Source organism: Rhizobium centroccidentale (genome assembly GCF_030182565.1).
GTDB lineage: Bacteria > Pseudomonadota > Alphaproteobacteria > Rhizobiales > Rhizobiaceae > Rhizobium.
Genome location: NZ_JAQJCG010000014.1, coordinates 33,043 through 49,205 on the forward strand (window position 1 = coordinate 33,043; position 16,163 = coordinate 49,205).

The following is a 16,163-nucleotide window of genomic DNA, read 5'->3' on the forward strand; positions in this document are numbered from 1 at the left end:
TGCTGCTGTTCCCCATGGCTCTACAGGGGATTGCCCGGAGCGGCAAGTCCGGAGCCATGCAACTGCTCCTCCGCCGGTACACGCGAAAAGCGACCGTGTGAATTAGTCATATTTTTTTTAATCTCGATTGAACCAAATGCAAACTGCTGCGTTTTCCGACCACTCGAATGCGGAGGGTCACGAATGGTTTTCAAGGCGGCAACGTTTCACGGGATGGAGCTCTATCTGGAAAACGAGCAGGCCAGGCGCTCGGCGCTGGAATCCGCCGTTGCCAATGCGCTCGCCGTTGCCGGCGGAATCGATGCTTCCGATGTCACCGTGATTGCCGCAGGCCAGGAAATCCGCCTGCACGGCTCGGTCGCGACCTATCAGGAGGTGACGCGGGCAACCGCGGTTGCAGAATCCATTCCCGGCGTGCGGTTGGTGAGGAACAGGATTGCTGTGGGGTGATATGTGCGTTTTAAGTTCGCGTTCACGCCGTGCCCGATGGGGGCTTACGGCAGGGTACGTTTAATTACAAATAGTCGGCAGATCGAAGAATAGCTTCGACACGGTCGGAGAATCCGAAGCGTGGGTGCCCGTCCGGCAAAGCACGCCTCCCGCTTTCTCAATAACGCGCTTCGAAGCGAGATTATCTTCGTTGCAAACGATGCTGATATTGGCAAAGCCAGCTTTCTTGGCGCGCGGCAATAGAAGCTGCAGCGCTTTCGTTGCACATCCTCGGCCTTGCTTCCAAGGGACTACCGAATAGCCGACATGGCCAGGTAGGTGTAGGGGCAATTGATTTGTACCGGTTAAATAACGCAATGTGATGTAGCCGCAAAACTCCCCGTCCCAGATCCAGAACGGGTGGGCGACAAGGCATTGAGGTTGTCGAGTCGATACCGCTGTGGCGACGATTTCAGTCGATCTCATACTGGCGAGGAAAGCTGATCTGTCTTCCCGAAGTGTCACCAGTTCAGCTTTGATGAACGTCTTGTCGTGCTGACGCCGGGGATCGGGCGACCATCCGCGCATGAGCGCCTGCTCGAAACCCCGCAAATTGAGCAGGTTTGGCTCAACAAGGGTCAAATCATCCGCGCGCGTTGAAGCCCGATGTTCTTTCAATCTCGACCACACGATCATCATTCAGGCTGAAAATAATGGTGATCTCGACGCGATTCGAACGCGTGACCCTCAGATTAGGAATGAGACCGTAAAGCCTTAATTTGCAGGCTATTCGCCGCGCCATGTGCCATTCATGCGCCATCGGCAAACAGGTTTGAAGCGATCTGGTTCATGGCCTGCCGATGCGATTCACTCGGGAAAAGATGGCCGTAGCGGTCCATGGTGACAGCGAGCGAGGAATGGCCGGCGAAAGTCTGGACCGTCTTCGGCTTCAGGTTGGCTTCGATCCATGTCGATATCGCAAAGTGCCTGAGGCCGTGCCAGCCGAAGCGCTCGAACTTCTTCCCGGCCGCCTTCATCTCTTCGCCGGCACGTTTAACGATCGGGTCGAAGATCCGCTTGCGCATGTTCGTATGGCTCTCGAAATTCCCCTTGCTGTTGGGGAACACGAGATCCTCGTCCTTTTTGAAGGATGTCTTCAGCTTCCATGCCTTCATCGCCTTGACGACAACGGTGCCTAGCGGCACCTCGCGTAGGCCTGCGGCGCTCTTGGTCGTATCTTCAGTCAGCTTGCGACTGACTCGAGTCTCGATATTCACCACGCCGGCTTTCAGATCGAGATGCTTCCATCTGAGAGCATGCATCTCCGATGCGCGAATGCCCGTCGCTGCGGCGAAGATGATCTTCGTTTTGAAATCACCCTCTGCAGCCTTGATGACGGCTGCCAGCGCCACCTTGCTCGGCGGCTTTATCTTCTTCGATCCTTCGTTTCTCTTGCCGACGACGCGGACCTTCGCGGCGGCATTCACGGCAACCAGGTCGTCGGAAACGGCGTGCTGCAGTACGCGGGAAAGTGTGCCAAGGATCTGCCGTGTCGTGGGAACGCTGCAACCGAAGTCGCGCAAATCGTCCCTGAATTTGCCGACGCGCTTCGGCGTCAGCTGCGCAAGCTTTTCGTCCGGAATGCCATGAGGAAAATTGATGATCTTCTGGCCGGTCTTGCGGTCGACATGATGACGGGCCTTTGGCGCGATGTAGTTCCAAAGGTGTCCCTGAATGTTCTGAAGGTACTCTTCGGTAACGCGCTCGCCACGATCCTTGCGATCGGTCATATGCTTGTCGAAGTTCTCGCAAGCCTTCTGGATGGTTGTGGTGGCCGCTTCCGGACGAAAGGTGCCAGATCGCACCTGACCTTCCACTTCGATGCGCTTGGCCTCAGCATCCCGTTTCTTGTCGAATTGCTCGCGGTGACGCTGGCCGGAAGCGTCCATATAGTTGAGAACCCAAGCCTCATGGGTTCCGCTTTTATTCGTCCACTTCCGCTTCCTGATCGTTGCCATCAATGACCCTCATAGGCTGATGGCGCACGACGCTAATGCAGGTTCTCCGATTGCTCAAGGTCCTGCATCCATTTCGTCAGCGACGACTTGCGAGCGGCGACCGTGCCGCCAAGCTTGAAGGAGGGGATAATCTGGTCATAGACCAGACGATAGACCTGCCGACGCGTGACGCCGAGATAGGCGGCGATCGCGTCAGCGCCCATCAGGAGATCGCCGCGAGGAGCTTCTTGAACACTCATGCTAAACCTCCTCGCGCAAGGAACATCCTCCCATCCGCAACGTTGATGAGCGGGAGGACATCAACATGTCTGGCTGGGGAAAGGCGGTAATCGTCGAGACAAGCAAGATCGGCCAACGGCTCGTGATCATGAATCCGGAGCGAGCGGCGGAATTCATGCTGCAGGAATGGCCATCCAGCATTCGAGGCAAGGCTTTTGCCCGCGCGCAGGGGGTGCTGCTTGGCGCGCTCGAAGGAAAGACCAAGCCCACGGCGGCTCGCAAGGCGTTTCTGGACGCCTTGAACGAGAGCGGGATTTACGTGTTCGACGAGTAGCATCATCGCTCAAGCCTCAATGCCGCACTGCTGCGCATTATGGATGAACAGCCTGTTGTTGCCGTCGCGTACGATGTAGCGGACGGCGGCGCCCGGATCTTTGGGGAAGGAGCAGAGCAGCTGGCCCTGGTACTGATAATCGCCGCCCTTGACTGTGACCGGGCGATCGAGCCAGCAGAAGCCGTGCGGCGCTATCGGCTTTCCGGAATTGTATTTCTCCGCGAGCTGCACCAGTTCGCGCAAGATCACGAGCGGAGTACGCGGTCCAGTTCCGATGTCGTCGGCCTGAGCATCGACGGCGCCAGCCAATTCTAGCGCTGTAGCGGCAAGGTGCCGTCCTTCTTCCATTGCCTGACGATGGCAGGCAAGCGATTCCTCAAGGCGGTTATAGAGGTCTCCGACGATTTCGGCTGGATCTTCAGCCGGCGACCAGTCTTCCAATAGGCTCTGCTCTCCCGTGTAGTTCCAAATCGCGCCCATCAGTGAACGTCCGACATTCGCCATGTCGATCAGATCTTCTTCGTTTTCGCAGTCGGTCATGATCAATGCCCTCGCGAGGCGTTCATTCTCCGGTCTTGAAGGCGTAGGGATTGGCAGCGCTGATCCGGTCGGCTTCGCCGCCTGCTTTGCACGGATCTTCTCCACCTTCGTCCAGATTCGGGCTAGCTCGATCTCGCCGGCCTGGTGCATGTCGATGCCATGAGCGAGGCAGTAGGCTGCCAAGGTAACCATAACGCCACCAACCTCTTGCGCCGGCTCGCCTTTGTCGCGGCCGAAAACGTACTCGATCAGCGCGTATGCGCGAGATTTCGGGTAGTCTCCGGATTGCAGTAGTTCTAGAGCCTCTTCGAGGAAGCGGTCACCGCGTTCCAGCTTGTCGGCCGATATTTCGGAACCGAAGCAAGCCATCATCCACGGCTGGACTCGAGACTGGAATGACTCCACCGCTGTATGTTGCCGCAGATGCTCCAGCTCCGACTTCAGTGCAAGGACACTTTCCCACGCTGCAAACGGGTCGTTCGGCTCGTCGAGATCGGCGGCGATCTTCAGCAGTTCGGCTTTGTATGCTTCCAAGGGGATATTCATCCGTGGGTTCTCCAGGCTTCAAAGGCGCTACGTAACTCCACCCAACGCGCAGCAGCGGCCGGATCGGTATTCAGTTCGGCGCGGGATTTGATCCGCAGGATATTGCGGACCGAAACGGCGATGCGCTCGGCGTCGGCAATGTCGGGAACGTTGTGGCGCTCGATGAGGAATTGGCGGAACCTGCGGTCGCTGCACTTCATGGCGCATTCGGCGGCGTAGTCCTTCGGTTTCTCGTTGCCGACGTGCTGGCGCGGTGGCTGAGGCTCATAGCTGCGGATCTTGTCGAAGGCGGTTTCCAAGAGGACAAGCAGTGCGCGCACCAGCTCGGGCGCCTTGAGAATCAGGCGGCGATCGTCATAGGAGCAATCGGGCGTGAAGTACGCGATCGGCTCGATCTCGCCCGTCATGCGATTGACGACGCAGATTTCCGCCCTGCTGGTTTTGGTATCGTAGGACTCGACGAACTGCTCGCTGGCGAGGCCTGCGAGATCGCGAGCTTCGGGCAGAAAGGTGCGGGCTTGATCGAGGTTCATCGTCAGACCCTTTTCGGCATGATGATGTAGAGTTCGTCACTCTCGATCGTCGGCTTGAATAGGCCAGCCGTGCCACCATCTGAAAAATACATGGCGACATCTTGCGTCTGAATGCTGCCGAGCATGCCTTTCAGGTAGCGGCCGTTGAAGCCAATCTCGATGCTGTCGCCGAAGCAGTCGGCCGCGATCTCCTCATATGCTTCCTCGCCTTCCAAGGTTGCGAGTTGCAGCTTAATTGAACCACCATCAAGCGTGAGCTTCACGACATCCTTTGCGACATCGTTTGCGACGATGCACACGCGGTCCACGGCAGCTGAAAGATTAGCGACGGGTGCGATGACTTCTTTTTCGTTGGCAGAGGGAATTAGCCGCTCATATTCTGGATACTGTGCGTCGATCAATTTTGAGATGATCGTCAGGCCGTCGCACTCCAATCTGATCAGCGATTCCGAAATCGTGAAGATTGCCGTTGATTTGGATTTTCCGACCAACTTGCACATGGCGTTGATCATCTGAACGGGAATGATCACGGTCGGAAAGTTGACAGGCTCATTGGTGCCTATACGGACGACCGCGAGATTGTGTCCGTCGCAGCCGGCGACTGCAATTTTCGCGCCGCTCATGTATGGCTTTAAGCATATTCCCTGCAAGAAGATGCGCGCTGCATCCGTTACGCCAACAGCGTAAAGCACCCTGTTGCAAGCGTCGGCAAGGACGCTCATACTGATGGGAAACGTGTCGCCCTTTACCTTGTCGGCGATCGACGGGAAATCGCCACTTGGCAATGAAAGCAGCGTGAATCGAGACTTTCCGCTACGGATGAGAACCTGGCCATTGTACGCGCCGGGAGCAAACTCGATTTCGGCGGTCTCGGGCAAGCCTTTCACGATCTTCATAAGATCTTCCCCAAGGAGGGTCACGGTCTCGCCGTTGCCTTCCTCGAGAAGTTCGCATGACGCCTCAATCTCAATGTCGAGATCTGTGCCGCGCAACAGCAGGTCCGCAGAGCGCGGCTGCAATAGAACGTTGGCGAGGATCGGGATAGTCGCCTTGCGTTCGACGGCTTCAAAGACGGCGGCCAGCGCGGGAAACAGTTGGTTTCTATGGACGCGGAAATAAGGCTTAGCCATGGGCGCGCCTCCCGCCGAGGAGATCCGCGATTGCCCTTTCGTGGGATGGGGGGGCGAGCCCTGTTATATTGTGATGCATCTCCTCCATCGCGGAGGCAACGTCACCCTCGGCAAGGAAGCGGTATGCCCGCTCCAGCCAGTTGCCGTTAACGCCGGCGGCATCATTATAAGCTTGATAGATTTCGTCGTACCCAAAATCATCGACGCAAACGTCAATCTCGGCCTCAACTTCGACGACGGGCAGCGTTAGAAGGTCTACGCCAAGCTCTTCCAGTTTGTCGGCAATGGCACCTAACTCGTGCGCACTAACATTGATCGTTCGTGTAAAAATTGCCATCAAACGCCCTCCTGGCTGTCGTCGCAGGGCGCGGTCTTGCCGCCACGGAAGATGTATTCCTTCCAATGGACCCAGCAGAAGCGGCCGTCGCGAAGTTTGAGAAATCCCCAGCGGCGGCCGCTACGGCCGCGCCAGACGATGGTTATGATTTTGCGGCTGTCAGCGAGCGGCACGCGCCAGTCGGTATCGTCTGCCGGCGCCTCATCCGTCATCTTGCCATTCGCGGTGAAATAGACGCCGCTGTAGCGACCAAGCACACGATGACAATGCGTCGAAGGCCTATGGCTCCAGCGGAACGCGGGAACGATATTGCGCGTGATGATCGGCGAGTCAGGACGAATGACCGGTGCGAAGCTCGCCGCCTGCGCGAGAGCCGAGATATCCGGATCGACGACTTCCTCGACATAGCTGGTCAGCGGGAAAGTCCAGAAGTCCCACGGATGATCATGGCAATCCGGATCCGCATCACCGCGGTGAAAGATGTGAAGGCGAAGACGGCCGATCCATACCCGCGTCATGTACGGCGTGCGCTGGCCGTCCTCGTCGCCGTAGATTGTGTCGAAGCCAGCGAACTTCATCGCGGGCCTCTCAATCCAGCCACGGCGATCGCGCCTGGCTGATCGGCCCCGCACATCCACCAGCAATACTCATCATTGTCGGTATCGCCGGCCTTGTGGGCATCGTAGATCCAGAAATTCTCGATCTCTGCGGCGCTTGCGTCGAAATGCTCCAGCCCTTCGGTGAAGCCCCAATCGTGGATGATGATTTCATTGATCTCACGTGCAATCGCGCCGGTGTCCAAGCTCTGGAGGTCTAGATGCCCATGAACAAAAGCAGCAAAGAACTCGCCATCTTCGGTGAAATAGATCGTCCAGTTTCGTTTCTGGTTGGCCGACATCATCAACCTCCGAAGACATAGAAGGCTGCCGCAGCGGCGAGCAGATCGTTGATGAGGATGATTAGGAACAGGCCGACAAAGCCGTTTTGCTTTGCGTGCCGGACATTACCGATTGCCGGAGTGAAATAATCCATTGGTTGCCCTCTCGCATCCGATTGGGAAACCGGCCCGCAGGCCGGAAACCCAAGCGGATGACTAGGCTGGAAGAGGAGTTAGTCGCCGTCCCATCGCCATATCTCGGCGGGCGGTGATCATCGAGACGACGCCCTGGCGCCTTGCATCCATAGCGCTGATCTCATGGCGAGCGACCTTGCGCCGAGCCTCTGAAATTTGCCGCAATGCCGCAAATGCCGCGATGATGTACGGTGCTCCGGCTTTCCAGCCATCATCAATGTACGACTGGCGGAACGCTGGACCGCAGCTGGCCTTGCGTCTCTGAGCTGGCGAGAGTTTTGTGCCCTTCATGGTCGATCTCCTTGACCTGCTTCCGATTGGGAAACCGCCGACGTCAGGGGTGAGACGTGGCGGTTGCCCAACCGGATCGGATCAGGCGGCCACGCGGTTGAGCGACTGCGCGTAGAGCACCGACGCATCGTGTGCGTGGCGAGCAATCTGCTCTTCGGTGAAGCCCTGGCGCATGTACTCGTCTTTCGTCAGGCCTTCGCCGCGTTCGCGGGCGAGATCGGCCATTTCCTGCGCGATGTTGCGGACTCGGACGGGGTTGTATGCGGCTGTCTGCATGTTTCTTTCCTCTCAAAAGCCTCCTTGGACCATGCCGCCGTCGCTCGGGAGGAGGGTGAGCGACGGCGGTCTTTGGTATCCGGCTAGGGAGGAGGAGATCACCGGACGAGCTAATGAGAAGCACAACTCGAATCAGAATTCAAGCGTAACTTGAAAATGCTTGAAATTAAGATTCGACTCGACTCGCCGGAGAAAAGAATCAATTATGAGAACAGAAAAAGAACATCAGGGTGAAAAAATGGATGTCAAGACAGGGCCGACGATCTGCGATGTCGCCTCCATCTCGATTGAATGCGCGGTATGCGGGCACTCGCGCTGGCGGCGCCCTTCCGACCTTTATCGATTGGGAATCAGGCCAACTGACCGCCTGGAGGCGGTTGCCATGCGCCTTTCCTGCTCAAGCTGCATAGCCGATGGTTTACCAGGCAAGAACGTTGTTGTGCAGGCAGCCTTCCTCACTGCGGAGGGAAGGAGATTGGCTGACGCCTATGTAGCTTCTAAAAGCCCAGCAGCTCGCGCAGCGGGATGATTCGCCACATGTTCTTCAACGCGTAGGCGTTGAACGTGATCGTGGTCGCGGGATTGTACTGTTCGCAGATGATCTCGCCCTTTGTCCTGCGAACCAATTTCTTGACATAGGCCTTCCCATTGCGCTCGCCGTCTTCCGGCAGCATTTCGATGAGAACGTGATCGCCCGGCACTGGCGCGCGGCCGCCGCAGTACAAAAGCTCACCGGGATCGTACCTTGGGACCATGCTGTCCGACAGGATATGAATGGCAAACACGTTGGCGATATGCGCCAGGCCGGGCGGACGGCGAGCATAGCCCGCTACTTCCCCGTTGAGGAAAAAGTCGCCATCGTCGCCGCCCACGCCACTGCCAAGAACCTTGATGTCCATCGGCCCCATACGAGGCGGCTCCGCTTCCGTGACGATTTCTGCCTCGTTGAGTGAGGCTTCCTTGTCTTTGAAAGAGACCTCTCCGCGATCTAGGGCGGCGTAATCGATGCCGAGAAATTCTGCCGTTTTCAACAGGTTTTCGGTCGAGGGCAGATTGTTTCCGGTTTCCCAATTCCCGACAGCAGCGACATCAACGTTAAGGTGCGTTGCAATGTCTTGCATCACCAAGCGTCTCTGCTTGCGTGCAGCGCGGATTGCTGCGCCCACGAGGATTGCCTTCTCGCTTTTTACCTTCTTAGCCATGCTTGCATTTGTAAGCGGTTCTTTAAAGCTATCCATTTAAGAGTACCTTGAAAAAGAATTTAAGTTATGCTTGTATCTGCGCTCATGACGTACCGCGAACAAGCAATCGAAGCATTGAGACTCGCCAGAGACGCCGCCGGCGGGTGGACCAATATCGCTCGCCCGCTCGGCATCTCGCCGCAGGCGGTCGCGCAATGGGAGATCGTGCCTGCCGATCGCGTGCTTGCTGTCGAAAAAGCAACAGGCGTTTCCCGCCATAAGCTTCGGCCCGATGTGTTCGGCGAAATGCCGGAGGCCGCCGAATGATGAACCTTTTTCCATCTGGCGATCCGGGCCGCTCAATGGGTCGCCGATCAACCGCGTCAGCTCCGCCGGGCTGGCGCGGCCAGTTCCCCCAGCGCCGGCACCTTCGCGGCGCTCACTCCCGCCAGGGCGAGTTCTCCCGCTCTGGCGGGCTTTTCGAATTCCATACGCTTCGGTCATGCGGACCTCCTTTGATCTGCTGACCTACGCATAGCCCGCGACCTCGCGGCGAGCACCGAATCATTTCCGAGTTTTGTTTCCTTGATTTTTCGAGGGGTTCTGTCTTGCGCATAATTTCTGAGGAAGAGATCCGCTCCCTGAAGGGGGTAACAGAGGCCAGCTACACGCTTGGCGGCGGCATTCGCTGCTTCGAGCTGCTGACGCGCGTCAACGCGTCGACGCTCTCCAAGTATTCGTCCTTCAACGACGAGAACGCGAACAGCCTCATTCCGATCGATGTCGCCATCGAAGCGGATCGACAGGCGAAAAGCCCGGTCATCGCCGCCGGCATGGCGCGGCTCCTCGGCTATCGGCTGGTGCCGGATGAGCCCGACACCGCACGCGGGCCGGTGACCGAGCAGGATGCGCACGATGTTCTGCGGGAAAGCATGGATGTTTCCCGCGCCATCCTCGATGCGCTGCTGAATAAGCATGTCGACGCGCTGGAACGTAAGCGGATCGCCAAGGAGGCGCGAGAGGCTATTCGCGCCATCGAGCAGGTTCTCGTCAAAATCGAAAACGGAGACGACGAATGAGCGCCGTCACCGAACCCGGCGTGAGCCGCAAGGGCCGCACGCTCCTCTATCGCGTGCGAATTCACCAGCAGCGGCACGGCAGATCTTACCTGCTGCAATGCGAGAACGACCAATGTGGCGCGAGAAACGCTGCGCGGGGCGGTTATCTGCGGCGCACGCCCGGAGCCATCAATCTCGTGACGCTTACGCCCAAGGGCGAAGATTATCTCGACCGTCTGATGAGGTGCGAATGATGGAGCGCACCAGGTCGTCATTGGTCGAGGCCATGCGGGCATTCGATTCCCTGCCAAAGCCGCTCCGGCAAGCCATCGCCGGGGCGGCATTTATCTATGATCCCAAGGAGACCGCAGCGCGCCTTGCGCGAGGCCGCAAGCCGGAAACGATCCTGCGCGGAATTCTCCGTTTCGAGCGGAGGGCGGCGAGATGAATACGGTCAAGACGGCACAGGAACGTGTCGCAGCCATGATGGGTGCGGCTCTTCGTGACGGTCAGGTGCGCAGCGCCGACCACAACGAGCGCAAGACCTGCATCAAGCTCAACGTGAAAGGCATGCTGCGCCGTGACAGCAAGGATGCGGATCTCTGGTATCCGACCGAAGCCGGCGCCAAGAAGTATCAGCCTCTATCAGCGCCGAAGGCAGAGGACAGCTACGGGAGCAGATATGAGCTGCCCCGCTATCCAGACCGAATTCCACATCATGCCTTGGCCGGCCTCTTCCCGATGTTCTCGGAAGCGGAGCTCGACGAGCTGGCGGAAGACATCCGCATGCGCGGCCAGGAGCAACCGGTGTGGATTCTCGATGGCAAGATCATCGATGGCCGAAACCGTGACGAGGCCTGCCACCGGATCGGGATCGATCCATGGACCAAGGATTACGAGGGCGACGACCCTCTCGGCTTCGTCCTGTCGCTCAACCTGCGCCGTCGCCACCTGACCGAAAGCCAGCGCGCCATGGTCGCGGCGAAGATCGTCGATTGGGAGCGGGGCATGAATCAGGCGACGGCCGGGTCAGCAAATTTGCCGACCCGAGAAGCCGCTCGCCGGATGTCGATTTCGGAACGTGCCGTTACCGCCGCTAAGCGGGTGCGCGAGCAGGGCGCGCCCGCACTTCTCGCCGCCATCGAAGCCGGCAAGATCACCGTTAATGCCGGAGAATCGCTGAGCTACCTTGAGCGTCAGGCGCAGGAAGAAGTCCTTCGCGCGGAGAAGAAAGAGATCATCGCCAAGGCGAAGGCGATTCGCACCGAGCGGCAGCAGCATTCGCGGATGATCCGGACAGCGCTCATCAATCACATTGCCGACAAGGGCGAGCGAGCGACCGGCGAAATGCCGCGCGCGGCCTATGCGGTCGGCTATTGCGATGTGCCTTGGCAGCAGGAGGCATGGAGCGACGAGACCGGGCAGGACAAGGGCCTGCCATATCCTTCCATGACGGTCGACGAGCTGATGTCGCTCTGCGCAGGCGAACGCAGCCCGTTCACGCAGGATGCCATCCTGTATTTCTGGACCACCACAAACCGGCTTGCCGATGCGCTGCGAATCATCGGAGCGTGGGGTTTCAGCTATGTCAGCATGATCACGTGGGACAAGGTGAATATCGGTATGGGCCGCTGGGTCCGCGACCGCACCGAACACCTGATCATCTGCAAGCGCGGCAACTTCCCCGGCATCGATCTCTACACGGCAAAGCCTGAAAGCCTCTACAGCGAGGTGAAGACCGAGCATAGCCGCAAGCCGGTCTGGTTTTCCGAAGAGATCGAGCGGCTTTATCCCGACATGCGCAAGCTGGAGCTTTTCCAGCGCAAGGAGAGCCTGCAAGCGGGCGATATCCGGCTCAACGGCAAATGGGACTTCTGGGGCAACCAGGCGGGCGCGCCGGAAGGCGAGGCAGCATGACCGCCTTCCTCCCTGACGTCGATAATCTTGAAGACGCCGAGACGGATCAGCAGCGCGCCCGCTGGCTGATCCGCGCGTCGTTGGCGAAGCTTTTGCGCGACGAGAGCCATATCCGCCGTCGTCTGCAGCTCGCTCAATTCCATGCCGGCATCGCCTATCTCGAAGCCGAGCTCTCCTTTCTTCGCAATCCACGCCGCGACGACGGCAGTCCCGTCGACTACTGCGGGATCGAAGTCGCGCGCGGTCGCATGGACAGAATCGCAAGCGGCCTGCCGCCGCGCAACTTGGGGGCCTGAATGGACCATATCAATCACGACGCTACGGCTGTTGCCATTCATGCGGCTAATCACCCCGACAAGGAAAGGTGGACGGGGGTTTCCGGCGTCTTCGGTGTACAACTCGCCGTCGACATCGTTTTCGCATCGCCTCCTTGTGTAGGCTACTCACGGCCCATTGGTCGCCAAGCGGCTTCCGTCAGCACGGAGGCCTGAATGTACGCCAGCAACCTATTAGACGGACTGATGGCGACGAGCGCGCTTCAGTATGGCGAGCCGATCATATTCGACAGTTTCGCGGGCGGCGGCGGTGCCTCGACGGGCATCGAAATGGCTTTGGGTCGGTCGCCTGAATACGCCATCAACCACAATGCAGAGGCGTTGGCGCTACATTCTGCCAATCACCCCGAGACGATCCACCTTTCAGAGAACGTCTATAAGATCGATCCCCTTGAGCATCTGCGCGGCAAGTATATCGGCCTCGCCTGGTTCTCTCCCGATTGCAAGCACTTCAGCAAGGCCAAAGGCGGCAAGCCGGTTTCGCGCAACATTCGCGATCTCTGCTGGATCATACCCGGATGGATCGAGCGCATTCAGCATAGCGGCGGCAAGGTTGATGTCGTCATCATGGAGAACGTCGAGGAGTTCAAGGATTACGGGCCGCTGATGGTCACGGCGCGCGGCGAAATTCCGGACCCTGAGCGGAAGGGAGAGACGTTCCAGAAGTGGTGCAAGGCGCTCCGGAAGCTCGGCGCGAAAATCGAGATGCGCGAGCTGCGCGGCAGAGACTACGGCGCACCGACCATCCGCAAGCGCCTGTTCATCATAATGCGTTTCGATGGCCTCAAGATTGTATGGCCGAAGCCCACGCATGGTGCGCCGGATGATCCAGATGTGATCGCCGGCAGAAAGCAGGCTTGGCCGATTGTCGCCGATTGCATCGATTGGAGCATTCCGTGCCCGTCGATCTTCGATACGGCTGAAGAGATTTGGCAGAAATACGGCGTTCAGGCAAAACGACCGTTGGCGCCAGCTTCCCATACGCGGCTTGCGCGCGGACTGGACCGATTTGTCATCAGGGCAAAACGGGCCTTCTTGGTCAATGTAGTCGGCGGCGACTGCATCTCCCCATCGATCCAGCGGTTCAATACCGGCGCCGTTGGCGTCGAGATGTGCGATCAGATGCCGACCATCACCGCCAACAGCTTCATAAAGAAGCCAGGTGGCGCCGCCCCATTGGGCTTGCTGGCTCCTGTCCTCACCTATGCCCAGCAGGGCGGCTCAAATCGCCCGGTTGATGGGCAGGCTCATACCATCACGGCCAGCGAGAAGGATCAAAACTCGGTCATGTGCGCTTTCATGGCGCAGGCGAACAGCGACCGGCGCAGGATCGGCGGCGTCAATCCCGGCCGTTCCATGCTTGAGGCCTCCTCGACGATCACGCAGACGGGCAGTCATCAGCAGGTTGCCGCAGCCTATATCGCTCGGGACTTCGGCACTTCCATAGGCCACGCAGCCACGCAGCCGTCAGCGACTGTTATGCCGGATGGACAGGGCAAGAGCAGATTGGTGATGCCATATCTCCAGTCCTACTATGCGACAGGTGAAGGCTCGCGCGAGGACCAAGCAATGCGCGTGGCAACGGTGAAGGCCCGCCACGCTCATGTAGAGGCTGTGGTCGAAGTGCCGCCGTTCACGGAGGCGCAAGCGGCTCGGGCGCGGCAGGTTGCAGATTTCATGCGATCGCATGGCCTGTGGGATGATCGCGAGTTCGTCACAATCGAGGTTGAGGGGCACACCTTCGTCATCGTCGATATTGGTATGCGCATGCTTACCCCGCGCGAGCTGTTCAACGCGCAGGGCTTCCCTGCGGACTACAAGATTGATGGCTACTACGATGCCGCGCGGATCGGTCATAACGGCGGCCCGGCATGGGTGCCCTTCTCCAAGGCGGTGCAGATCTCCTGCGTAGGCAACAGCGTGTGCCCGCCCGTCGCAAAGGCGCTCGTAGCGGCCAATTGCAGCCATCTGGCGCGCACTGAGCGAAGGATGGCCGCATGAGTATTATGATCATGAGCCGTCTGTTCAAGATGAACCTGGGCGGCTGCAATCGAAAGCTTCTTGCTGTACGTCTCGCTGATTTCGCGGATGACGACGGGCGCGGCATTTATCCGGGCGTCGCGCGCCTTGCGGCGGAAACAGAGCTTTCCGAACGCACCATCCAGCGTATCCTTGCCGATTTCGTCAAGGAGGGCATTCTCGTCGTCGTCAGAGAGGCGACCGGAAGGCCCGGAATCGCCAACGCCTATGACTTCGATCTCGGCCGTCTCTTCGCCTACAAGCCGGTAGAGACGGGTGACAGCGTGTCACCCGTTGAGGATGGCAGAGGGGTGACAATCCAGCAGGAGACGGGTGACAACGGAGACAGAGACGGGTGTCACGGTGACACCCGAACCGTAATAGAACCACCATTAGAACCATCATCTGAGAGAGGGAGCGCGAGCGCGACCCCGGATGAAGATCCGAAGAGGATCGAGCGGAAGTTCAAGGCTTGGTTTCTGAAATGGCCGACCTGCCTCAACAGCAGCGAGAAGGCTGCGAGAGACGCTTTCATCGCCATGACGGCGGAAGAGCGTGCCGAATGCATAGACAAGACGCCGGCCTTCATTGCAGCGGTGAAGGCGACACGGCACCCGAAATTCACCTATGCCGCCGTTTATCTGAACGAACGAGCATGGAAGCGCATGGAAGACCCGAAAGACGAGATCGGGCCACCGACCACACACGCGCCCTTCAGCCAGCCATGGATGGCGCTGTTGCTTGCCGAAGTGTCGAAGCCGATGGCGACCGCTTGGCCTGCCATGACGGCGTTCCAGCGGCAGCAGGCAGCAAGCAGCCCGGAAGCGGCTCGCGCCGTCGATATGGAGCGCCGGACGAAATACGGATGGCCGAAAGCTTCCCGAATGGTCTCGGAACAGAAGCCTTTGCCGGTGCCCGCTCTTCTCGTCGGCCTATCGGAGCGATTTGTCGGTGTCGATCCCAAAAGCGATTTGGCGGCGCGTTGGCAGGCGATGGCAGAGCGCATGGGCTGGCCCTGGCCGACTTCTGGCTTCAACCGCCTGCAGGTGCCGGCAGGCCAGCCAGAGGATGCCATCGCGGAATTTCAGGAACGTTTGAACGAGGGTAAGGGCCATGATGATGCAGCATGACAAGTTCGATGGAACGCTAATCGCAGCAAGCTTCGGAGAGCGGTTCGAGGATCGTATGCGCCGAATCAAGGCTGATCTGCTGCATGCGGCAACGCTTCGTGCGCATGCTGATTCGCCCTGGTTCGCCGTCAGAGTGATGTCTGGACGCGAAATAGCTGTGAAGAACGCACTCGACGACGCTGGTGTCGAGGCGCTTGTGCCGATGCGCAAAGGTCCGGAATATCGCCGTAGAGGTCGCGTTATTCCCTCGAAAATGATCCCCGTCATGACCAGCTATGTGCTTGTTCGCTTCATGATCAGTGACGAGGCTTTCCTTGGTATTCAGGGTATCGAACATGTCATTGGCATTCTCGGAGGATGCATCAACCCGCGTCGAGTGCCGAATTCAGAGGTCAATAGATTCAAGGCGCTGGCTGACGACGGCTCCCTTGATTGGGAGCGTCAGACGGTTGTCTTCAAGATTGGCGAGACGGTGCGTGTCGCCTCTGGACCCTTCGCATCCTTATGCGGCAAGATCGTCTCATGCAGGGACGATGGCCGTGGTGATGCTGTTATCGAGATAGACATATTCGGACGCACGACGCCAACGCTCATGCCTCTTGCAATCCTCGAAAAGGTATGACTACAAATCGTTCCACGGATGATCCGATGATCCTGAAGTGAGCCCCTGAGAACGCCGTAACGGGCGGGAACGAAAGTTCCGGGGTCGGTACACCGGTCGGACCCCGCCTTGAACTGCTTCTCCTGAAGCATCGATTCAAGGCCAGTGCGCAAGCTATGACTTACAGATGGGCGGCC

The 16,163-nt window shown here is 58.7% G+C and carries 24 protein-coding genes; 11 read left to right on the forward strand and 13 right to left on the reverse strand.

The annotated features are described in order from the left end of the window. Window positions 1–183: 183 nt before the first annotated feature. Window positions 184–450 (forward strand): BON domain-containing protein, encoded by a 267-nt coding sequence (locus PH562_RS18715; protein ID WP_113409016.1) that lies wholly within the window; start codon window positions 184–186, stop codon window positions 448–450. Between the two features lie 60 nt (window positions 451–510). On the opposite strand, the gene PH562_RS18720 is transcribed toward PH562_RS18715, so the two are convergent. The 3 genes from PH562_RS18720 to PH562_RS18730 all read right to left on the reverse strand — a co-directional run bounded on the left by PH562_RS18720 (window position 511) and on the right by PH562_RS18730 (window position 2,686). Beyond that, on the reverse strand, window positions 511–1,125 hold the full coding sequence (locus tag PH562_RS18720) for a GNAT family N-acetyltransferase (protein WP_285174909.1): 615 nt from the start codon (window positions 1,123–1,125) through the stop codon (window positions 511–513). A gap of 113 nt (window positions 1,126–1,238) precedes the next feature. Next, on the reverse strand, window positions 1,239–2,447 hold the full coding sequence (locus PH562_RS18725) for a tyrosine-type recombinase/integrase (RefSeq protein ID WP_285174641.1): 1,209 nt from the start codon (window positions 2,445–2,447) through the stop codon (window positions 1,239–1,241). 32 nt (window positions 2,448–2,479) lie between these two features. After that, on the reverse strand, window positions 2,480–2,686 hold the full coding sequence (locus PH562_RS18730) for a helix-turn-helix domain-containing protein (RefSeq protein ID WP_285174643.1): 207 nt from the start codon (window positions 2,684–2,686) through the stop codon (window positions 2,480–2,482). A gap of 65 nt (window positions 2,687–2,751) precedes the next feature. Between PH562_RS18730 and PH562_RS18735 the strand changes: the two genes are divergently transcribed. Further along, complete coding sequence (locus PH562_RS18735; protein WP_285174645.1) at window positions 2,752–3,000, forward strand: DUF982 domain-containing protein; 249 nt, start codon at window positions 2,752–2,754, stop codon at window positions 2,998–3,000. Window positions 3,001–3,009: 9 nt separating this feature from the next. Here the strand turns inward: PH562_RS18735 and PH562_RS18740 are convergent, their stop codons facing one another. The 10 genes from PH562_RS18740 to PH562_RS18785 all read right to left on the reverse strand — a co-directional run bounded on the left by PH562_RS18740 (window position 3,010) and on the right by PH562_RS18785 (window position 8,963). Further along, complete coding sequence (locus PH562_RS18740; RefSeq protein WP_285174647.1) at window positions 3,010–4,086, reverse strand: hypothetical protein; 1,077 nt, start codon at window positions 4,084–4,086, stop codon at window positions 3,010–3,012. Further along, window positions 4,083–4,619, reverse strand: coding sequence for a hypothetical protein (locus PH562_RS18745; RefSeq protein WP_285174649.1), 537 nt, complete (start codon window positions 4,617–4,619; stop codon window positions 4,083–4,085). Before PH562_RS18745 ends, PH562_RS18740 begins: the two co-directional genes overlap by 4 nt. A gap of 2 nt (window positions 4,620–4,621) precedes the next feature. Continuing rightward, the gene (gene dnaN, locus PH562_RS18750; protein WP_285174651.1) at window positions 4,622–5,749 is read right to left on the reverse strand and encodes a DNA polymerase III subunit beta; all 1,128 of its coding nucleotides are present in this window, start codon (window positions 5,747–5,749) and stop codon (window positions 4,622–4,624) included. Next, a complete protein-coding gene (locus tag PH562_RS18755) occupies window positions 5,742–6,086 on the reverse strand; it encodes a hypothetical protein (RefSeq protein ID WP_285174654.1) in 345 nt (114 codons plus the stop codon). The genes dnaN and PH562_RS18755 overlap by 8 nt, the downstream gene beginning before the upstream one ends. Continuing rightward, the gene (locus PH562_RS18760; RefSeq protein WP_285174656.1) at window positions 6,086–6,664 is read right to left on the reverse strand and encodes a hypothetical protein; all 579 of its coding nucleotides are present in this window, start codon (window positions 6,662–6,664) and stop codon (window positions 6,086–6,088) included. The genes PH562_RS18755 and PH562_RS18760 overlap by 1 nt, the downstream gene beginning before the upstream one ends. Continuing rightward, window positions 6,661–6,984: a hypothetical protein gene (locus PH562_RS18765; protein WP_285174657.1), complete on the reverse strand. Its 324-nt coding sequence runs from the start codon at window positions 6,982–6,984 to the stop codon at window positions 6,661–6,663. The genes PH562_RS18760 and PH562_RS18765 overlap by 4 nt, the downstream gene beginning before the upstream one ends. A gap of 2 nt (window positions 6,985–6,986) precedes the next feature. Next, on the reverse strand, window positions 6,987–7,118 hold the full coding sequence (locus PH562_RS18770) for a hypothetical protein (protein WP_285174659.1): 132 nt from the start codon (window positions 7,116–7,118) through the stop codon (window positions 6,987–6,989). Between the two features lie 61 nt (window positions 7,119–7,179). Continuing rightward, window positions 7,180–7,449 (reverse strand): hypothetical protein, encoded by a 270-nt coding sequence (locus PH562_RS18775; RefSeq protein ID WP_285174661.1) that lies wholly within the window; start codon window positions 7,447–7,449, stop codon window positions 7,180–7,182. An 81-nt stretch (window positions 7,450–7,530) separates the two neighbouring features. Next, entirely contained in the window at window positions 7,531–7,725 is a 195-nt protein-coding gene (locus PH562_RS18780) for a hypothetical protein (protein WP_285174664.1), read from the reverse strand. Window positions 7,726–8,222: 497 nt separating this feature from the next. After that, entirely contained in the window at window positions 8,223–8,963 is a 741-nt protein-coding gene (locus tag PH562_RS18785) for an XRE family transcriptional regulator (protein ID WP_285174666.1), read from the reverse strand. 78 nt (window positions 8,964–9,041) lie between these two features. Here PH562_RS18785 and PH562_RS18790 point away from each other — a divergent pair, with 78 nt between their 5' ends. The 9 genes from PH562_RS18790 to nusG all read left to right on the forward strand — a co-directional run bounded on the left by PH562_RS18790 (window position 9,042) and on the right by nusG (window position 15,987). Continuing rightward, window positions 9,042–9,233 (forward strand): transcriptional regulator, encoded by a 192-nt coding sequence (locus tag PH562_RS18790; RefSeq protein ID WP_246698850.1) that lies wholly within the window; start codon window positions 9,042–9,044, stop codon window positions 9,231–9,233. 281 nt (window positions 9,234–9,514) lie between these two features. Continuing rightward, the gene (locus PH562_RS18795; protein WP_285174671.1) at window positions 9,515–9,985 is read left to right on the forward strand and encodes a phage regulatory CII family protein; all 471 of its coding nucleotides are present in this window, start codon (window positions 9,515–9,517) and stop codon (window positions 9,983–9,985) included. Next, window positions 9,982–10,218, forward strand: a complete 237-nt coding sequence (locus PH562_RS18800; protein ID WP_285174673.1) for a hypothetical protein — start codon at window positions 9,982–9,984, stop codon at window positions 10,216–10,218. Before PH562_RS18795 ends, PH562_RS18800 begins: the two co-directional genes overlap by 4 nt. Beyond that, window positions 10,215–10,412, forward strand: a complete 198-nt coding sequence (locus PH562_RS18805) for a DUF6525 family protein (protein ID WP_285174674.1) — start codon at window positions 10,215–10,217, stop codon at window positions 10,410–10,412. Before PH562_RS18800 ends, PH562_RS18805 begins: the two co-directional genes overlap by 4 nt. Beyond that, window positions 10,409–11,881, forward strand: a complete 1,473-nt coding sequence (locus PH562_RS18810) for a Spo0J and IME4 domain-containing protein (protein ID WP_285174676.1) — start codon at window positions 10,409–10,411, stop codon at window positions 11,879–11,881. Before PH562_RS18805 ends, PH562_RS18810 begins: the two co-directional genes overlap by 4 nt. Then, window positions 11,878–12,177, forward strand: a complete 300-nt coding sequence (locus PH562_RS18815) for a hypothetical protein (protein ID WP_112399291.1) — start codon at window positions 11,878–11,880, stop codon at window positions 12,175–12,177. The genes PH562_RS18810 and PH562_RS18815 overlap by 4 nt, the downstream gene beginning before the upstream one ends. Before the next feature lie 195 nt (window positions 12,178–12,372). Then, window positions 12,373–14,217: a DNA cytosine methyltransferase gene (locus PH562_RS18820; protein ID WP_285174680.1), complete on the forward strand. Its 1,845-nt coding sequence runs from the start codon at window positions 12,373–12,375 to the stop codon at window positions 14,215–14,217. Beyond that, window positions 14,214–15,365 (forward strand): helix-turn-helix domain-containing protein, encoded by a 1,152-nt coding sequence (locus PH562_RS18825; RefSeq protein ID WP_285174682.1) that lies wholly within the window; start codon window positions 14,214–14,216, stop codon window positions 15,363–15,365. Before PH562_RS18820 ends, PH562_RS18825 begins: the two co-directional genes overlap by 4 nt. Beyond that, window positions 15,349–15,987 carry a transcription termination/antitermination protein NusG gene (gene nusG / locus PH562_RS18830; RefSeq protein WP_285174684.1) on the forward strand — a complete coding sequence of 213 codons (639 nt, stop codon included), beginning with the start codon at window positions 15,349–15,351 and terminating at the stop codon, window positions 15,985–15,987. The genes PH562_RS18825 and nusG overlap by 17 nt, the downstream gene beginning before the upstream one ends. Window positions 15,988–16,163: the final 176 nt, after the last annotated feature.

What these genes read in the sequence shown, in the direction of transcription:
- PH562_RS18715 (WP_113409016.1), top strand. Translation starts at nt 184, where the DNA reads ATGGTTTTCAAGGCGGCAACGTTTCACGGGATGGAGCTCTATCTGGAA.
- PH562_RS18720 (WP_285174909.1), bottom strand. Translation starts at nt 1,125, where the DNA reads ATGATCGTGTGGTCGAGATTGAAAGAACATCGGGCTTCAACGCGCGCG.
- PH562_RS18725 (WP_285174641.1), bottom strand. Translation starts at nt 2,447, where the DNA reads ATGGCAACGATCAGGAAGCGGAAGTGGACGAATAAAAGCGGAACCCAT.
- PH562_RS18730 (WP_285174643.1), bottom strand. Translation starts at nt 2,686, where the DNA reads ATGAGTGTTCAAGAAGCTCCTCGCGGCGATCTCCTGATGGGCGCTGAC.
- PH562_RS18735 (WP_285174645.1), top strand. Translation starts at nt 2,752, where the DNA reads ATGTCTGGCTGGGGAAAGGCGGTAATCGTCGAGACAAGCAAGATCGGC.
- PH562_RS18740 (WP_285174647.1), bottom strand. Translation starts at nt 4,086, where the DNA reads ATGAATATCCCCTTGGAAGCATACAAAGCCGAACTGCTGAAGATCGCC.
- PH562_RS18745 (WP_285174649.1), bottom strand. Translation starts at nt 4,619, where the DNA reads ATGAACCTCGATCAAGCCCGCACCTTTCTGCCCGAAGCTCGCGATCTC.
- dnaN (WP_285174651.1), bottom strand. Translation starts at nt 5,749, where the DNA reads ATGGCTAAGCCTTATTTCCGCGTCCATAGAAACCAACTGTTTCCCGCG.
- PH562_RS18755 (WP_285174654.1), bottom strand. Translation starts at nt 6,086, where the DNA reads ATGGCAATTTTTACACGAACGATCAATGTTAGTGCGCACGAGTTAGGT.
- PH562_RS18760 (WP_285174656.1), bottom strand. Translation starts at nt 6,664, where the DNA reads ATGAAGTTCGCTGGCTTCGACACAATCTACGGCGACGAGGACGGCCAG.
- PH562_RS18765 (WP_285174657.1), bottom strand. Translation starts at nt 6,984, where the DNA reads ATGTCGGCCAACCAGAAACGAAACTGGACGATCTATTTCACCGAAGAT.
- PH562_RS18770 (WP_285174659.1), bottom strand. Translation starts at nt 7,118, where the DNA reads ATGGATTATTTCACTCCGGCAATCGGTAATGTCCGGCACGCAAAGCAA.
- PH562_RS18775 (WP_285174661.1), bottom strand. Translation starts at nt 7,449, where the DNA reads ATGAAGGGCACAAAACTCTCGCCAGCTCAGAGACGCAAGGCCAGCTGC.
- PH562_RS18780 (WP_285174664.1), bottom strand. Translation starts at nt 7,725, where the DNA reads ATGCAGACAGCCGCATACAACCCCGTCCGAGTCCGCAACATCGCGCAG.
- PH562_RS18785 (WP_285174666.1), bottom strand. Translation starts at nt 8,963, where the DNA reads ATGGATAGCTTTAAAGAACCGCTTACAAATGCAAGCATGGCTAAGAAG.
- PH562_RS18800 (WP_285174673.1), top strand. Translation starts at nt 9,982, where the DNA reads ATGAGCGCCGTCACCGAACCCGGCGTGAGCCGCAAGGGCCGCACGCTC.
- PH562_RS18805 (WP_285174674.1), top strand. Translation starts at nt 10,215, where the DNA reads ATGATGGAGCGCACCAGGTCGTCATTGGTCGAGGCCATGCGGGCATTC.
- PH562_RS18810 (WP_285174676.1), top strand. Translation starts at nt 10,409, where the DNA reads ATGAATACGGTCAAGACGGCACAGGAACGTGTCGCAGCCATGATGGGT.
- PH562_RS18815 (WP_112399291.1), top strand. Translation starts at nt 11,878, where the DNA reads ATGACCGCCTTCCTCCCTGACGTCGATAATCTTGAAGACGCCGAGACG.
- PH562_RS18820 (WP_285174680.1), top strand. Translation starts at nt 12,373, where the DNA reads ATGTACGCCAGCAACCTATTAGACGGACTGATGGCGACGAGCGCGCTT.
- PH562_RS18825 (WP_285174682.1), top strand. Translation starts at nt 14,214, where the DNA reads ATGAGTATTATGATCATGAGCCGTCTGTTCAAGATGAACCTGGGCGGC.
- nusG (WP_285174684.1), top strand. Translation starts at nt 15,349, where the DNA reads ATGATGATGCAGCATGACAAGTTCGATGGAACGCTAATCGCAGCAAGC.